Annotated in this window: 16 protein-coding genes; 5 read left to right on the top strand and 11 right to left on the bottom strand. The window is 70.9% G+C overall.

The window, feature by feature from the left end; all coding sequences use genetic code 11:
* Positions 1–216: 216 nt before the first annotated feature.
* On the top strand, positions 217–1,809 hold the full coding sequence (locus LWC33_RS28895; protein WP_233307853.1) for a hypothetical protein: 1,593 nt from the start codon (positions 217–219) through the stop codon (positions 1,807–1,809).
* 264 nt (positions 1,810–2,073) lie between these two features.
* Here LWC33_RS28895 and LWC33_RS28890 read toward each other — a convergent pair whose 3' ends face one another.
* The 9 genes from LWC33_RS28890 to LWC33_RS28850 all read right to left on the bottom strand — a co-directional run bounded on the left by LWC33_RS28890 (position 2,074) and on the right by LWC33_RS28850 (position 9,502).
* On the bottom strand, positions 2,074–3,267 hold the full coding sequence (locus tag LWC33_RS28890) for a phage major capsid protein (RefSeq protein ID WP_233307852.1): 1,194 nt from the start codon (positions 3,265–3,267) through the stop codon (positions 2,074–2,076).
* A gap of 236 nt (positions 3,268–3,503) precedes the next feature.
* The gene (locus tag LWC33_RS28885) at positions 3,504–3,773 is read right to left on the bottom strand and encodes a hypothetical protein (protein ID WP_233307851.1); all 270 of its coding nucleotides are present in this window, start codon (positions 3,771–3,773) and stop codon (positions 3,504–3,506) included.
* Between the two features lie 12 nt (positions 3,774–3,785).
* Positions 3,786–3,965: a hypothetical protein gene (locus tag LWC33_RS28880; RefSeq protein WP_233307850.1), complete on the bottom strand. Its 180-nt coding sequence runs from the start codon at positions 3,963–3,965 to the stop codon at positions 3,786–3,788.
* Positions 3,962–4,153: a hypothetical protein gene (locus tag LWC33_RS28875; RefSeq protein ID WP_233307849.1), complete on the bottom strand. Its 192-nt coding sequence runs from the start codon at positions 4,151–4,153 to the stop codon at positions 3,962–3,964. Before LWC33_RS28875 ends, LWC33_RS28880 begins: the two co-directional genes overlap by 4 nt.
* Positions 4,154–5,180: 1,027 nt before the next feature.
* Positions 5,181–6,677: a DNA primase family protein gene (locus LWC33_RS28870; protein WP_233307848.1), complete on the bottom strand. Its 1,497-nt coding sequence runs from the start codon at positions 6,675–6,677 to the stop codon at positions 5,181–5,183.
* A complete protein-coding gene (locus LWC33_RS28865) occupies positions 6,674–6,955 on the bottom strand; it encodes a hypothetical protein (RefSeq protein WP_233307847.1) in 282 nt (93 codons plus the stop codon). The genes LWC33_RS28870 and LWC33_RS28865 overlap by 4 nt, the downstream gene beginning before the upstream one ends.
* Positions 6,956–7,053: 98 nt before the next feature.
* Entirely contained in the window at positions 7,054–7,263 is a 210-nt protein-coding gene (locus tag LWC33_RS28860; RefSeq protein WP_233307846.1) for a helix-turn-helix domain-containing protein, read from the bottom strand.
* Between the two features lie 224 nt (positions 7,264–7,487).
* Positions 7,488–8,621 carry a tyrosine-type recombinase/integrase gene (locus LWC33_RS28855; RefSeq protein WP_233307845.1) on the bottom strand — a complete coding sequence of 378 codons (1,134 nt, stop codon included), beginning with the start codon at positions 8,619–8,621 and terminating at the stop codon, positions 7,488–7,490.
* Positions 8,622–8,875: 254 nt separating this feature from the next.
* A complete protein-coding gene (locus LWC33_RS28850) occupies positions 8,876–9,502 on the bottom strand; it encodes a LysR family substrate-binding domain-containing protein (RefSeq protein ID WP_233307854.1) in 627 nt (208 codons plus the stop codon).
* 109 nt (positions 9,503–9,611) lie between these two features.
* Here LWC33_RS28850 and LWC33_RS28845 point away from each other — a divergent pair, with 109 nt between their 5' ends.
* Positions 9,612–10,013 (top strand): DUF5997 family protein, encoded by a 402-nt coding sequence (locus LWC33_RS28845; RefSeq protein WP_233307844.1) that lies wholly within the window; start codon positions 9,612–9,614, stop codon positions 10,011–10,013.
* Between the two features lie 60 nt (positions 10,014–10,073).
* Positions 10,074–10,730: a phosphate signaling complex protein PhoU gene (gene phoU, locus LWC33_RS28840; protein WP_233307843.1), complete on the top strand. Its 657-nt coding sequence runs from the start codon at positions 10,074–10,076 to the stop codon at positions 10,728–10,730.
* 332 nt (positions 10,731–11,062) lie between these two features.
* On the opposite strand, the gene LWC33_RS28835 is transcribed toward phoU, so the two are convergent.
* A complete protein-coding gene (locus LWC33_RS28835; protein WP_233307842.1) occupies positions 11,063–11,527 on the bottom strand; it encodes a potassium channel family protein in 465 nt (154 codons plus the stop codon).
* Positions 11,528–12,214: 687 nt separating this feature from the next.
* Between LWC33_RS28835 and LWC33_RS28830 the strand changes: the two genes are divergently transcribed.
* Together LWC33_RS28830 and LWC33_RS28825 are read left to right on the top strand one after the other, a co-directional pair.
* Entirely contained in the window at positions 12,215–12,694 is a 480-nt protein-coding gene (locus LWC33_RS28830; protein WP_233307841.1) for an oxidoreductase C-terminal domain-containing protein, read from the top strand.
* Positions 12,695–12,862: 168 nt separating this feature from the next.
* Positions 12,863–13,999, top strand: coding sequence for a cytochrome P450 (locus LWC33_RS28825; protein ID WP_233307840.1), 1,137 nt, complete (start codon positions 12,863–12,865; stop codon positions 13,997–13,999).
* A 243-nt stretch (positions 14,000–14,242) separates the two neighbouring features.
* Here LWC33_RS28825 and gad read toward each other — a convergent pair whose 3' ends face one another.
* Positions 14,243–15,643, bottom strand: a complete 1,401-nt coding sequence (gene gad / locus LWC33_RS28820; protein ID WP_233307839.1) for a glutamate decarboxylase — start codon at positions 15,641–15,643, stop codon at positions 14,243–14,245.
* Between the last annotated feature and the right edge of the window lie 168 nt (positions 15,644–15,811).

Below are 15,811 nucleotides of genomic sequence, written 5' to 3'. Positions count from 1 at the left end.
CCAGCGCCAGGAGCTCGGCCAACGACAGACATAACGATCTACGGCTGGAGTACTAACCGGGGCTGCGCCCCAGCCCGACGAGCCGTGCCGTGGCCGGTGTGGGTGGCGGGGCTCCAGTCGGGCGGGGTGAGACCGTGACCGGCGGGCCGGTCCGGTGTATGAACCGCGTCGAGGCGGTTGGTGGCCTGCTGGCCGCCCGTCCGACTGGAGCCGGCCATGACGCTACCGCGCAGTGTCGCTGATGTCCTTGCCGATCACGTGCTGTTCGAGATCGAATGCATCGACCGGATGTATCTCAACGTGTACGTGCCCGGGCTGCAGTACCCGGCCGGGCTGGTGGCCTACGTCCATCGCCAGCTCGATCTGCCGATCGCCTCCACCGCCCCGCTGGCCAAGATCAGCGAGGCCTTCGCTGCGGCGATGCGCCGCTTCGCCCGTGAGCAGCGAGTGCCGTGGGTGGACTTCGCCAAGGGCGAGCGCAAGGACGAGGTCATGCACGCCCATCTGGCCGAGTTCCCCGCCGAGGAGGGGGTGCTGTTCATCGGCCGGGCCCAGGAGAAGATCGCCTTGTTCCGGACCGAGAAGCGTCGTAACGCCGAGGGCGCGGCCTATCCATGGATCGTGGCCTCCACCGGGGTGGTCAACCAGTACTACGTGTATGCCGTCGACGCCGACTTCGGACCGTTCTTCCTCAAGTTCTGCTCCTACTTTCCCTACAACGCCAAGCTGTGCCTCAACGGCCATGAGTGGGCCAAGCGGCAGGCCAGCCGGGAAGGGATCGGCTACACCGCGTTGGACAACGGGTTCGCCGCTCTGGATGACCCGGGCGACGGCGAGCGGCTACAGGCGCTCTGCGCTCGGCTGGGCCCGGCCCAGATCCAGGCGCTGCTGGACAAGTGGCTGGCCATTCTGCCCAACCCGTTCAGCGACGCCGACCGCGCCGCGGGCTACCGCTACGAGTGCTCGGTCCTGCAGGCGGAGTTCTCCCTGACCCAGGTACTGGACCGGCCCATCTCCGGGCGGGTGTTCTTCGAGCAGGTCATCCGGGACAACCTCGACGCCGGCCGCCCCGACCAGGTGTCGCTGATCTTCGACCGGAAGCTGATGCGGCGCGGGCCTCGACCCACGCCGGGCCGGTTCCGCACCCGCGTGCTCACCGAGGGGGTCACCCCGAGCCTGCACATCGACTACAAGCACACCACGATCAAGCAGTACCACAAGGAAGGGCGGGCGCTGCGCACCGAGACCACGATCAACGATCCCCGCGACTTCGGCATCCGGAAACGGCTGACCCATCTGCCCGCGCTGCGGGAGATCGGCTTCTCCGCCAACCGGCGCCTGCTCGGCGTCCAACGACTGGAGCCACAACCCGATCCGCGCCGCCGAGGCCTTCACCGCTGTCCACGAGCCCATCCACACTGCCGATGGGCACCGCATCGCCGGGCTGCGCCTGGGCGACCGCCGCGCCCAGGCCCTGCTGCAAGCGCTGCTGGTGTTCCGGCTGCTCCCGAACGGGTTCCGCAACCCCGACCTGCGGGCGCTGCTCGCCGAGCTCCTCGGCCTCGGCGGGCTGTCGGCCGGACAGGTCAGCTACGACCTGCGCCGATTACGCGCCCACGGCCTCATCGCGCGGGTCCCCGGCAGCCACCGTTACCGGGTCAGCGAGACCGGACTGGCCCACGCCAAACTGATCACCGACATCCACACCCGGCTTCTCCAGCCCGGCCTCGCCCAACTCGTCGACCCCGACCCACCCGCATCCAGCACCCTGCGCACCGCCGCCCGCGACTACCAGCGAGCCCTCGATGACTTCACCCGCCAGGCCGGCTTCGCCGCATGACCTCCAAACATGACTCGATCACACCGACTTCGTCGGTCCTAGCCTCCTAGGCACCCACAGCGGCGCTCGGACCTCGGCTTGGTTGGCACGACGCCCCGGGGGACGATCGCCGACGGTGTCAACGCTCGGTCCGGGGGCGTGCCGCTGGACAGCTTACGAGTGGTCGGCTCGTAGCCGGCGAAGGTAGACCTTCCGAAGGTGTCCCTTCCCGGGTTCTGAGCTGCGAGTCGGGCTCATGCCGTGGTCAGGTCGACGGCTGCGAAGGCCGAGGGCCTGCGCACGGCGAGACCCCAACGCCCCTCGACTCGGAGGCGCACCTGGTTGGTCGTGAAGAGGTCACCGGAGCGGTCGACGTCGACTTTGGCGTCCTCGCGCACGTACAGGCGGGTCTGCCGCCAATCACCGAGCAGCGCGGTGCCTGGGGGTACAGCGATGGATCGAACCAGAGGCAGGCCGGTGGTGATGTTCCCGGGCGCCGAGGCGAGCAGCCAGCCGCCCTCGGTTCCCTCGCGGGCGAGGTCGAAGGCCTCCGCGTCGGCCGGGTGGACGACGATCGCCGTTGGCGACTCTCCCATGACTTCCAGCGCTGTCAGCCCCTTGCGAATGCTGACCCAGGGGGAGGTGACGTAGGGCTGGGCAATGGTGCCGCTGGTGTGGAGCAGGCCGGTGAAGTCCTCGCCCTGCCCGTCACCGGAGACGAGCTGCGCTTCCAGCGCCTGCAACACGCCGAATTCCAGCTCGCTGCGGAGGAAGTCCTCCAGATCGTCGTAGTCCGCCAGCAGGCGCTCGACCACAGGCTCTGAAATGTGTGCCACCACGCGACAGCGATCCTCGATCTCGGTGGTGGTGACGACCGACGTGGGCTTCACCGCCCCGTCGGGGACGGGGGCGGCGTTGAGGTCGCGGACCGTCTGTCGCAGGTAGGAGAAGACGTTGCCGCTCATCGCCTTCCGGTCGGTGAGGAGGTCGAGCACCCTCAGCGGGTACTGCGGGAAGGTCACCGTGTCGTCAGCCGGGGCGCGGACGTCAACTGATCCGGCCACGAGCGCCTTGATCCCGTGGGCGGTCTGCACCTTCGTGATGCGCTCGGCCGTGTCCTGCGCCCATGCCGACGCCTTGCGCTTGGCGTAGGAGGGCAGCTCGCCCTCGGTCCTCCGTCCTGGGCTGGCCGAACCGTCGATCAGGCCGAGGCCGCCGCCGAGATCGGCGATCTGCGCCCGCATGGACTGGTCGGCCTTCAGCGCCTTGATCTGCTCGGTGGCCGCCTTGGCTTCCTCGAGGTGACGCTGCGCGCGCTGCTCCTCGGCCGAAGTCAGATCCCGGCCCTCCTTCTCGGCGCGGTCGGTGATCGATTCGATTGCCTTGACGTGCATGCGGGCGGTCTTCGCAGCCCGCTCGATAAGTCGCGTTTCCACGCGATCCTCCACGAGGTGGGTGGTCTGGTGAGACCGGCGGGCCCGGAGAGCGAGACGGCCCGTGGTCGCGGAGGCGCGTACGGGGGCCGCCCGGCCAGCATCGGAGGCGCTGGTGCCGGGTCCAGCAGCGTGGCCAACCGCCTGGTGGCTCTCCGGTCAGCTCCTCGCCTGGGGCGTGATCTTGACCCGTGGCGGCCCTCGATCTCGCACGCGGCTTGGCGTCGCGGTCGCATGTGGACGGTCTCAGTCTAGAGGGTCGGCCGACCGATAGTGCGCTCGGTCTCCCGTTCGTCACGCCAGCGTGTGACCTCGACTCGGCCACGGTCCAACCCGACGACTCGGGCCACGCCGTCGGGCTCGGCCCACCACGTGCCGGTGGTCGTGAGGAGCTGAGGCGGCCCGTCCGGCTGGCCCTGCGCTACGAGGGGGCGGCCCAGGTCCACCAGGGCGGGTACGTGGCGGTGCATGGCCACCAGGGTGTGAGTGGCCGCAGCGTGGCTGGTGTCGATGACGTTCATGCGTCTCCTTGATCAGCTCACCCGGCGCCATGCGCTCGGGTCGTAGTGGGTGAGCGCCTCGACGCTCTCGGCTTCGATCTCCTGCTCGCCGCCCGGCCAGCCCGGCACCCGCACCCGCACCCACACCCGGCGCGGCTGCACGGGCTCCTGGTCGGGCCCTGTGTGGCCCTGCACGGGCCGGTCGCCGCTCACCGGGGCTCCCGGGTGCCGCCCAGCACCCGCGCCCAGTGCCGGGCGCTACGGGCCGCCCTGCGCTTGCGGGCCAGCTCGTGCTCGCGGTCCCGGCGACACCTGACTGAGCAGTACCGGGGTGCCGGGCCCATGTTCGTGGTGCGCGGCGGCAGCGGGTCCCCGCACTGCCGGCACTTGCGCGCAGTCACGAGGCGCCGTCCAGGAACGCCGTCACCTCGGCCGGGTCCAACGGGATGACGCCCGTCGCGGGCCGCCACCCGTTCCGATCCCAGACCAGCGGGCGACCGTGCTCATCCACCCGCTCCACCCGGGTCGCGCGCGGGTCACGAGGGGCGCACGGCCGCCACCGGCCGGTCGCGGCGTGCCAATACAACCCCACCGATCGTGGTTCGTCGTTCTTCATCATGAGCCCTCCCAAGGGCTGCTCGGGACCCGAGATCACGAAACCTGGGACGGTCCCGTGACCGTGATCGCAAAACGACCCACAGCGTCAGGTCGACCACCTGCACGGTGGCCGTCGGCGGTCTGGTCTGGGACTGGAACGCCCTGTCCCCCCGGGCCGCTGGTGGTGTCGCTGGCGGCTTGGCGGGCGGTGGGTCGGGTGTCGGGTACCCCGTGGGCGTGGGCGCGCGGCAGCGGGCCGTACAGGCCGGTTCCTGTCCACATCGGTCGGTGATCATGGCGCGGTGGTGTGGCGGTCGTGGTCATCTGGTGTGCTGCGTGCTCGGCGGTCGCGGTTCATCGCTTGTGACGCGGCGGCGAAGCGGGCGACGAGCTGGTCCATGAATGCGTCGTGCTCGCGCTCGGCGTGCGAGCGCTGCGGGATCGAGGTGAAGGGTCGGCGACCGGCGAAGGCGCGGTGTGTCCGTGGCGCGCGAGCGTGCTCGAACAGCGGGTCGGGTCGACGGTTGATCACCGGTTCCCTCCATCGGTTCGGTCGCGGGGTTGAGCGCGCTGACGGCGAACTGCGGCGCACTTGGCTCGCAGGTCCAGGCGGGGCCGCCCGGGCTCGGCGGCCGGGGGTTGGCGGGGGCCCCGGGTACCAAGGGCCCCAGGCGCGCCCCGGCCACCAAGAACCCGGACCGTGGGTCGGGCCCTCGCCGAGGGGCACAACGCTCTGACCTGCGGAGGTGTCGGGTGGTGTCGGGTTCTCCAGGACTTTTCCACCCGCACCCGCGTAGGACTCCTGGGAAGCCCTACACAACCCGACACCAGTCACTGCTCGCCCCGCAGCGACAGCCCCGCCCACCAGCGTCCGGCGCTGGTCCGCCGGGCGATGTTGAAGCCCCGCTTGTGCAGCGCCGTCGTGAACGCCTTGTTGGTCAGCTCCGGGGGCTCGCCCTCGGCACGGCACCAGTCGGTGAAGGCGCTGTAGAGCTTGCTCGACAGGACAGTGCCGTGGCCCCGGACGATCACGCTGTCGTCGGCGAGGAAGCGGCCGATGAGGTCTGAGTCGTCGTGGTACTGCCGGGCGGCGGCCAGCACGGTCTCGGGCGGGTTGAGGCCCTGGCGCCGGTAGTCCAGCCAGCCCGCCCACAGCCAGGCCAGCACGGAGTCGGCCTCGGCGTGCAGCTTCTCGGGCAGCTCCGGGTCGCGTTCGGTGGCCGGGACGACGACGTTGAACGGCACCGGCTGGAGGCGCCGCCAGATTGCGGGGTCATCGGCGCTGACCTTCGGCAGCCAGTTGGTCAGCATGAACAAGGTGTGCGAGGGCTCGAACTCGATGGGGTTGCGGTAGAGGAGCTTGGCGGGCACCGGGTCGCCACCGGTGAGGTTCTTGACCGTGGCCTCGTCCAGGCTCGCGTCCCGGGCGATCTCCGAGCAGAACGCCAGCCGAGCCCCGCGCAGGCGCATCTTCTCCGGGCCGAGTGCTTGGTCGCCGTACTTGTTCAGCAGGAGCACGCTGGGCGGCACCTCGATGGCGTAGTCGCCGAGCGCGTGGCGCACGGCGTCGCGCAGGGTGCCCTTGCCGTTGGCGCCGGTGCCGTACCAGATGTTGAGGACGTGCTCGCGGACCCGGCCGAGGAGTGCGGAGCCGAGCTGGCGGGCGAGGTAGGCACGCATGTCCGGGTCGGGCTGCACCCGGGCCAGGAACTCCTCGAACACCCCCGAGGCCGCGTCGGGCACGAACGCGGCCGTGGTGACCTTCGACAGGCGGTCGGCCGGATGCGCGGGCCCCAGGTCGGCGCGTTCGAGGTGCACCGTGCCAGAGCGGGTGTTGAGCAGCAGCGGGTCGGCGTCCATCTCCTCGTGCGTGGTGGTGCACGGGTGCAGGTTCCCGGCCAGGTCGAGCACCCCGGCCACCCCGGCCGAGGATTCGACCCGCCGGATGTCCTGGAGCAGGTCGTCGCGCTCAGCCTTCGGTAGCTCGGGCAGCTCCCGCCAGGCCTCCTTGATCAGGTCGACCACGGCGCGGGTCTCGGCCCCCTCGCGGCACTCGGCCCAGCGGGTGCCGTCGTAGCGGTGCCAGCCGATGCCGTGCACGTGCAGCAGCCGGTCGGCGTTGGCCCGGACCAGCCGCTCGGCGAAGCGGAGCTGCCCGCGATGAAGCTCGGGCTGGGTCTCCTTGGCGCCCGCCGGCGAAGGCGACCCTTCGCCAGCAGGAGGCGCCCCTTCCGACTGTGGCGGTGTAGGGGTGGGCGTCTCGGCCTGCTGGCGCAGCCTCGCCTCGAAGATCGCCTGTCCCCGGCTCACGCCGTCAAGCGGGGTCACCGGCGCCCTCCTGTCAGGAGGCGCGCCAGGACGCCCTCTGCACCGCGCCGACGCTGCTCCACGCGGGCTGCAGCGACGAGGGTGCGCGCCTCCTCGGCGCTGGTGTCGCTGGGGCGCCAGCGCAGAGCCCGCCGCACCGCCCGGTCGTGGGCCAGCACCTCGCGGAGCCGCGTGTCCTCGGCGCGCAGCACGGCGTGGATCGCCGCGCGGTTGTCGGAGTCCACAGTCGACTCCACGTCCGCGTCTTCGTCCTTGGCGATAGACTTGACCTGGCTCATCGGGTGAGCTGCGACGCAGGTTGGCGGGGGCGGCTCCAGCGAGCTGGGGCCGCCCCTCCGCTGTGTCGGGGGCGGCTGGCCCGTGGAGCGTGTGCGGCTCATGCCCCAGCCGTCGGGACGCGCTGGGCCAGCTCGTCGAGCTCGTTCAGGTCGACCTTGAGCAGCTTCGGCCCGAGGCGGTACCCGGGCAGGCGCCCTTCACTGATCCAGCGGCGGATGGTGTTGACGCCGCAGTCGGCGTACTCGGCAGCGGTGGACAGGCTCACGAGCTGCCGCTTCGGGGTCTTCGGTTCGGTGGTGCGTGCCATGGTGCTGCGCCCTTCTCGCCCCGGCGGGTTGGGGAGGTCTGGCGACTGTCGGCCAGGAGCCGGGGGGTGTCGGGTGCTGACGCTACGAACGGGCCGCACGGCCGATCAAGGAGTATCACCCGGTCGGGTACTTGCCACATCGCACCACAATGCGCTAGTTGGCGCACGCTTTGCTACCTGACTGCACGGCACGCACACGCGTGGGCACCGGGCTGGTTATCCGCTCAGCCCGAGGGCGGGGCCACCGCCAACTTCGACAGCGCGTCGGCAATCACGCGATCCCGGTCGCGCGCGGCGTGCTGATAGCGCAACGCGGCGGCGGGCGTGGAGTGACCGAGGCGGGCCATCAGCTCCGCGATGGTCGCCCCCGACACAGCGGCCAGCGTCGCTCCCGTGTGGCGCAGGTCGTGGAACCGGAGGTCCGTGCGTCCCGCCTTCTCGCGGGCCGGGTAGTAGACCTTGTACAGCGTCGAGGGGGCGAGCTGTTCCCCGTGGCGGGCGGGGAACAGCAGGCCGTCACGACCCGTCGCCGCGTACTCCTGTAGGTGCTCCCGCACGAGCGGCATCAGGTGCGGTGGGATGGCCACGGTCCGTTTGCCTGCCTCGGACTTCGGGCCCTTCACCTGGCGGCCGGTCTTGGTGCGGACCACGCCGCGCCGCACGTGCAGCAGCCCGGCGTCTACGTCCACATCGGACCGCCGGATCTCAGCCAGCTCGCCGAACCGCAGCGCGCACCACGCCGCGAGCAGGGTCATCAGGTGGTACTTGGCGGGCATTGCCTTCACGAGGACCTCCAGCTCGGGAAGGCTCGCCGGGACGATCTTCTTCACCCGCCTGGACTGGCCCGCGCCCCGTACTCGGCATGGGTTGGCGGGGATCAGGTCGTCGGCCACGGCGGTGTTCAGCACGGTTCGCAGTAGTCCGTAGGCGTGGGCGCGCGCGGTCGGCCCCGTGGTGGCGCCCAGGGCTGCATGCCAGGCGCGGACGTCGGCCGCCGTGAGGTTCGTCATCGGTACCTCGCCCAGCGAGGGATACATGTGGTCGCGCAGGAGCTGCTGGTAGTGCTCGCGGGTACGGACCTCCAAGTCTCGCTGCGCGAGCCAGCCGTCGGTGAACTCCCGCACGGTCGCAGGCTTGGTCTTCGGAGCGGCCGGAGGCAGCCAGTCCTTGCGCAGGATCTCCGAGTGCCGGAGCGAAAGCCACGCCTCGGCATCGCCCTTCGTCTCGAACGTGAGCGCCTGGCCGCTCTCTCGCCGCGCGGAGTACGTCCTGCCGTCTGGGCCGGTGTAGCGCGCCTGGAACCTGCCCGAGGGCAGCTTCCTGATGCTGCCGAAGTACCTCTTGCCTGCCTTCGCCATGGCCTGCTCCCTGGTGCCCGTGCCAGATACGTGCCAGATACAGGGTACCGGTGTGGTGCCCAACGGAGACGTGTGGGCGCGCCAGATCTTGCCATATCCCCAGGTAGAGCAGCATTTGGACAGGTCTCGAGGGGCCTAGGGGCAAGCGTGTGGTACTGGTTCGATCCCAGTATCGCCCACCAGCGAAGGCCCTGGTCAGGACTCCGAACAGGAGGCAGGGACCAGGGCCTTCGTCGTGTGTGCCGACCTCTGACTCAGCGGCGGTGCGTGCCGCGCCGGGCTCGCGGGCGCCGGTCCGAATTCTCCTTCGAGGGGCGGGTGTCCCCGGGGTTCCCTCTCGGCGGAGGGGTGCGGGAGCTGTTGACCGTGCGTCCGCGGACGATCCCGATGAACTCCTCCATCAGGTCGGTGTTCTCCGCGTCCGGCCAGGTGAGGACGACGCCCGACCCCGGCGCGTCGGCCAGTGGTCGGTAGGTGAGGTCCCGGCGGTGGTGGAGGCGGGCCAGCGACTGGGGGAGGACCAGCAGGCCGACGCCCGCGGCGACGAGGTCGATCGCCTCGGCCGTCGTCGCGGGGTCGTACACCCCCGCCCGTCCCGGTCGGTCTCCGGGCCAGGCGAGCGTGTCGTCCTGCGGCCGGAGGACGATCTCGTCGGCCAGGTCCGCGACCGTGACCTCCTCGGCCGCGGTGAGCAGGTGCTCCTTCGGCACGACCACCACGGTGGTCTCGGTGTAGAGCGGTATCGCGTGCAGCCCGGTCCGGTCGATCGGCAGCCGGACGAGTCCGGCGTCCACCGCGCCGGTCCGGACCAGTTCCACCGCCTCGTCCGTGGTCACCATGACCAGATGCAGGGGGACCTGCGGACGGCGCTCGGCCCACATCCGCGCCCACTTGCCCGGGGTGACGCCCGGGACGTAGCCGAGCCGGAAGGAGGCGGGGTGTCTCACCGGCCCAGGCTATCGGCCGGTGCGGCCCCGATACCCTGGGCGTATGACGCGGCAGAGGGCGACCCAGACGATGAAGCCCGCGACGGCGGCGAAGAAGCTCGGCGTGCTCCTCGACGCGACGCCCGCCGAGTTCCGCGACGGGGTCGTCTCGCGCGACGAGCTCGACGCCCTGCAGGCCGATCCGCCCGAGTGGTTGCGCGAGCTGCGACGCAACGGCCCGCACCCCCGCCAGGTCGTCGCGGACCGACTGGGAGTGTCGATCTCCGGGCTGGCTCGCGCCGAGATCACCGAGCCGCTGACCACCGCCCAGATCGCGGCGTTGAAGGAGGAACAGCCGGAGTGGCTGCGCCGTGAGCGCAGCACCCGGGCCGAGGCTCAGCGCGCGGAGGCCCGACTGCAGGCCGAGCGGTCCGGGAGGCCACGCGGCGATCGGGCCGGGGGATGAGGGTCGTGTCGGCGTCGGCCTTCGTCGTTCTCGCGCCCGGAAGGGCATAGCCTGTTCCGGGTGCGTGACGCCTACACCGAGCAGCTCGACGAGATGGTCGCTCTCCTGACGAGCATGTGCCGTGACGTCGCGGTCGCTCTGGAGAAGGCCACCCGTGCGCTGATGCGATCCGACGCGACGCTCGCCCAGGAGGTCGTCGACGAGGACGGCGGCATCGACCTCAAGTGGCACGAGGCCGAGGAGAAGGCGTTCGAGCTGCTGGTGCTGCAGGCTCCGATCGCCACCGACCTGCGCAGCGTCGTCTCGGCCATCCACACCGCCTCCGACATCGAGCGGATGGGAGCGCTGACCGAGCACATCGCCGAGGCGGTCCTCCGCCGCCACCCCCAGCCCGTGCTGCCCGCAGAGGTCGCCCCCTATTTCGGCGAGATGGGCCGGGTCGGCGTCGAGCTCGCCCGCAAGGCCGTCGACGTCATCGAGAGCCGCGACCTGGTCAGGGCCGCGCAGCTCGAGGCCGACGACGACGCCATGGACGACCTGCACGAGCACATGTCCCGCCAGCTGATGGACCGCAACTGGCCCCACGGTGTCGCGGCGGCGGTCGACGCGATCCTGCTCGCGCGCTTCTACGAGCGCTACGCCGACCACGCCGTCGCCATCGCCCGCCGGATCATCTACATCGTCACCGGCCAGATGCCCGGCCCCCTGTCGATCTGAGCCCCGACGATCGTGCACCTGATCGTCGCCCGCCGGACGTCGTCCGTCAGCGACACCTCCGCCACTCGCCCACGGCGATCGGCTTCAGCTCACCTCGTCCAACTCGGCCTGCAGTTGCGCCGCCTCGACGTCGCGCGCGACGGCCCGGGCGAGCAGTGTCCGCAGCACGAGCACGATGAGTGCGACCCCCAGGATGGCCACGCCGACCCCCGCCCATGATGACCGCGACGCCCGGGTCGTCGCGCTGGCCCGGCGCATTGAGGGCCGTGACCGCGAACCACACGAGGGCGGCCCCCGGTGCCGGGCCGTCGACGCCGCGGCCGCCGGGCGCGTCAGCGGCTCGTCCCTGCCTGACCGCGCTTGACCGCGCCGACGATGACCTTGACGGCCAGGCCGAGGACCAGGAGGTCGGCGATCATCTGGACGGTGACCAGGACACGGGCCGGCTGGGTGTGGGCGGTGATGTCGCCGAAGCCGACGGTGCTGAACACGGTGACGGTGAAGTACAGGCCGTCGGTGTGGGTCAGGGGCTCGCCGAAGCTGCCGGGGGACAACCCGGCCAGGACGACGTAGGTGGCCGCGAACAACAACAGGAAGAACGGCACGCTCGTGGCCAGCGCCTCCACGGCACGCAGCATCGGGTACGGCGACCGGATGATCCAGCGGACCTGGAAGCCGACCAGCGCGATGAATCCCGCCAGTCCGATCAGGAGGATCGTCAGTGCTGCCCGGACCGAGGAGTGGTCCAGGGGCAACCCGTAGAAGAGCGCCACCAGCGCGGTGACCGAGGTGGCCACCCGCACGATCGTCCAGGCGATCCGAACCGACGAGGGCCGGCCCTCCGCATGCCCTCGGTCTGCCGCGCCGTCGGGAACGGTCACGATGCCCACCGCAATGTCCTCGCCCGCATACCGCGTCTCCTCGCGGAGATCAGCCGACGTCGCGGTCGGCTCGTACGCGCGACACGACCTCGTGGCGCGGCTCCCTCGTCGATCGTCGCCCGGCAGCACGGGCCCGGTCAGGGCCGAAAGCCTTGGGAACCGGGTGCCTTCGTTCGGTAGATCCGCCTGGTACCGGGCTCGCACCCGCGGGCGTCACGCGCGCCTGGTCGAGGCCGGGTAACCGGGCACCGACACCGTGCTCGACGGGCGGGACGGGACTGAGACGGGACTGAGCATGCGTACGAGCGGTCCGCGAGGTCCCCGGGGGAGAACCAGTCGACGTCAGGCCACCGCCGGTTTGCGGTCGTTCGTCGGCGGTGACCGGACGCGACCCGGTGGCTCCCCCTCGCCGGGTGACGCCAGTGCCCGCTCACGGTCGGACCCTCGTCGCCCGGCGGTCCGCCTGGGTCGGCGTGAGCACGGACACGGGCGTCGAAGGATGCAGCGCCCGCCGCCCGGGTTGCCGGTCGTACGCATCATCACCTGACAGCGCACGATCGCCTGACAGGAGGACGGCGGGACGTCGCCCGGGCCCCGCAACCGATGTTCGGCTACCAGTTCCTCGCCCTCGAGCACTGGGGGAACGCCGTGACGCAGGCCGAGGTCGCCGCCCACAACATGATCAGCAGCCAGGCCGACCGCTGGCCGCACCTGGCCGTGCCGGTGTTCTGGTCCACGCAGTTCGGCACCGAGATCAAGTCGACGGGGGTGCCCAGCGTGGCCGACTCCGTCGTGATCACCCAGGGTTCGGTCCCCGACCGCCGGTTCGTCGCGGCCTACGGGCGGCAGGGACGCCTGGTCGGTGCGGTCACCTTCAACCAGTCCAAGTGGCTGGAGTTCCACGGTCGCCAGGTCGAGCGCGCCGCACCCTTCCCGCCGACCTACCAGACGGTGGATCAACCCGCCGACGTCCGCCCGGTCCCGGCCGAGTTCCCCGAGGCGCCGATCCCCACCCAGGCCGCCACTGTCGTGGTCACCGGCCACGACCCGAGTGAGCGCCGAGCCGAATTCGTGACGCGCTGAGCGCCACGAGCCTCCACCAGCCGCAAGCACGGACGAGCAAGGAGCCGGTGCCATGGCCGCACCCAGCCTCTTCGAACAGGTTCTGGACTACGCCAACCGCCCGACCCGTATCCCCTCTACGCCCAGCTGCGCACGACGCCGGTCGCCCGACAGGACGACGGCGGCTACGTGGTCAGCACCTACCGCGAGATCGTCGAGCTGCTGCACGACCCGCGGGTCAGCTCGGACCCGCGCAACCTGACCGCCTCGGCCGCCGGGGTCCCGGAGGGAGTGCCCGGCCTGCCGGCGAGCTTCCTCCACCTCGATCCCCCCGAGCACGACCGGCTGCGGCGGGTCGTCACCCGCCACTTCAGGCCACCCCACACCCCTGACCGGGTCGACGGCCTGGCACCGGAGCTGCACAAGATCGTCGGCGGCCTGATCGACGGTTTCGTCGGCCGCACCGAGGTCGACATCGTCGACGAGCTCGCCTATCCGTTGCCGGTCGCGGTGATCTGCCAGCTGCTCGGCGTGCCACGCGAGGACGAGCCCCGCTTCCACGTCTGGGTCGAGTCCCTCCTCAAGAGTCTCGACCCCGACACCGGCGCTGCCGCAGAGGTGCAGCAGGCGGGAACGGAGATGGCCCAGTACTTCTCCGGGCTGATCGACGCCCACCGTCGCGCCCCGGGCGGGGACATGCTCTCCGCCCTGGCCACCGACGACGGACCCGAGGGGCAGCTGACCCAGGAGCAACTGCTGAGCACCTCCTTCCTCCTGCTGATAGCGGGGCACGAGACCACCGTCAACCTCATCGCCAACGGCACACTGACGCTGCTGCGTCACCCCCACGTCCTCGAGCGGCTGCGCCGCGACCCCGAGATGGTCTTCCGCGTCGTCGAGGAACTGCTGCGCTACGAGCCGCCCGTGCACTTCGTCCCGTGGCGGACCGCTCTCGACGACATCGAGATCGCCGACACCACCATGCCGAAGGGCTCCCGGATCGTGCTGCTTCTGGCCGCCGGGAGCCGCGACCCCGACCACGTCCGCGCCCCGGACCGGTTCGATCCCGACCGCTTCGACCCGGACCGGTTCGGTCTCGCCCGCGAAGGCGACCAACACCTGGGCTTCGGCGGGGGCATCCACTACTGCTTCGGGGCGCCCCTCGCCCGGCTGGAGGCCCAGACCGCGCTCGGCGAGCTGGCGCGCCGGCTCGTCAACCCGCGGCTGGTCACCGACCCGCCGCCGTACCGGACCAATCCGGTCCTGCGCGGGCCTCGCCACCTCCAGGTCGCGTTCGACGACATCGTCCCCTCCCGGGAAGGATGACGAGCGAGCCGCGCTGTGGGCGATCCGGTCCTGCGGGACGAGGCGTCGTGGCCCTGCGGTCGATGGGGCAGCGGAACTCGATGGCCCGGGAGGTCGACTTCTGGGACGACGGCTACGAGGGGCGGCGGCCGTTCCCCATCTGGTTCCTGGCGAACCGGGTGGGAGGCCGTGGCTCGAATGAACCATCTCGTGCAACCGGACGATGAACGCGTGACAACGCCCGTAGGCAATTGTGGCGCCGGGTCAGAGGTGGCTGAAGCCCCCCGATTCCTGCTTCGTCATGGGAATGGTGACGGGGTGGTTGCTGAAATGGGCGACGGCGTCCCGGAAGTCGTCGAGCAGCAGGGAGGCCATGTCGCGGCTGACGCCGAGGCGGACCAGGACGCGCTGGACGGCGATGTCGGCGGCGGTCCCGGTGAGGGTGTAGGCGGGCACCTGCCACCCCTTGTTGCGCAGCCGGTCGGCCAGGTCGAACAGGGTGTAGCCGGGGTCCTCGCCCTCGCGGATCCGCCAGGTGACCGTCGGGATCCCGGTGTCGGGCCTGCTGTCGCACAGCAACTCGAAAGGACCGAGTTTGACGATCTCGGCGGCGAGGTACTGGCCGACGTCGTAGGAGGCCTGGTGGATGCGGCGATAACCCTCGTGTCCGAGGCGGAGGAAGTTGTAGTAGCTGGCGATGATCTGCCCGGCGGGCCGGGAGAAGTTGATCTGGAACACCGGCATGTCGCCGCCCAGATAGTTGACGTGGAACACCAGATCGTCGGGTAGCTCGCCGGCATCGCGCCAGACGACCCAGCCGACGCCGAGCGGTGCCAGCCCGAACTTGTGCCCGGAGGCGCTGATCGACTTGACGCGGGGGAGCCGGAAGTCGAAGGCCAGGTCGGGCGCGCAGAACGGGGCGAGGAAGCCGCCGCTGGCGGCGTCCACGTGAATGTCGACGTCGAGGCCGGTGTCCGCCTGCAGCTGGTCGAGGGCGAGCGACAGGTCGGCCACCGGCTCGTAGGCGCCGGTGTACGTGACCCCGAGGGTCGGCACGACCATGATGGTGTTCTCGTCGACCCGTTCGAGCATCGTGGCCGGGTCCATGGCGTAGCGGCCGGGGGCCATCGGGACCTCGCGCATCTCGATGTCCCAGTAGCGGGCGAACTTGTGCCACACCACCTGCACCGGGCCGCACACCATGTTCGGGTTGTCCACCGGCTTGCCCGCCGCCCGCCGCTTCGCCCGCCACCGCCATTTGGCCGCCATCCCCGCGAGCATGCAGGCCTCCGACGAGCCGATCGCCGAGGCGCCCACGGTGTTGGCCGCCTCGGGCGCGTTCCACAGGTCGGCCATCATGTGCACGCAACGCCGCTCGATCTCGGCGGTCTGCGGGTACTCGTCCTTGTCGATCATGTTCTTGCTGACCGACAGCGCCATCAGGCCCATCACCTCGGGCTCCACCCAGGTCTGGCAGAAGGTGGCGAGGTTCTGGCGCGCATTGCCGTCGAGCATCAGCTCGTCGGACACCAGCTGGGAGACGTCCCTCGGGAGGCTCTCCTGCCGGGGGAACCGGTACTTGGTGACGGGCCTGGTCAGGTCGCGGTCGACGAACACGCAGTCGTCGAGCTCGTCACGGACCGAGTCGCGGTCGTGTAGCGGCATTCTCGGCATCCCCTCTGATCGGGCCACCCGCGTCGGCCTGCCCGATGGTCACCGCGGGTCGGGGCGCAGCCTTGCCTCGAGCACCCCGTCGGGTTCCGACCGTGATGGCCTGCGGCGCCCACCGTCATCACCCAGCGGGGGTGGGACCGCCGCCCTCACATCGCCTGA

Source organism: Pseudonocardia terrae (genome assembly GCF_021343995.1).
In the GTDB taxonomy this organism is placed as follows: domain Bacteria; phylum Actinomycetota; class Actinomycetes; order Mycobacteriales; family Pseudonocardiaceae; genus Pseudonocardia; species Pseudonocardia terrae.
The sequence above is the reverse complement of the archived record's forward strand: the minus strand, read 5'-3'. Positions and strand labels throughout refer to the sequence as shown.

Excerpts from the sequence above, each read along its gene's own strand:
- LWC33_RS28845 (WP_233307844.1), top strand. The coding sequence starts at position 9,612 with ATGACGCGGCAGAGGGCGACCCAGACGATGAAGCCCGCGACGGCGGCG.
- gad (WP_233307839.1), bottom strand. The coding sequence starts at position 15,643 with ATGCCGCTACACGACCGCGACTCGGTCCGTGACGAGCTCGACGACTGC.
- LWC33_RS28830 (WP_233307841.1), top strand. The coding sequence starts at position 12,215 with ATGTTCGGCTACCAGTTCCTCGCCCTCGAGCACTGGGGGAACGCCGTG.
- LWC33_RS28850 (WP_233307854.1), bottom strand. The coding sequence starts at position 9,502 with ATGTGGGCCGAGCGCCGTCCGCAGGTCCCCCTGCATCTGGTCATGGTG.
- LWC33_RS28865 (WP_233307847.1), bottom strand. The coding sequence starts at position 6,955 with ATGAGCCAGGTCAAGTCTATCGCCAAGGACGAAGACGCGGACGTGGAG.
- LWC33_RS28885 (WP_233307851.1), bottom strand. The coding sequence starts at position 3,773 with ATGAACGTCATCGACACCAGCCACGCTGCGGCCACTCACACCCTGGTG.
- LWC33_RS28860 (WP_233307846.1), bottom strand. The coding sequence starts at position 7,263 with ATGGCACGCACCACCGAACCGAAGACCCCGAAGCGGCAGCTCGTGAGC.
- LWC33_RS28855 (WP_233307845.1), bottom strand. The coding sequence starts at position 8,621 with ATGGCGAAGGCAGGCAAGAGGTACTTCGGCAGCATCAGGAAGCTGCCC.
- LWC33_RS28895 (WP_233307853.1), top strand. The coding sequence starts at position 217 with ATGACGCTACCGCGCAGTGTCGCTGATGTCCTTGCCGATCACGTGCTG.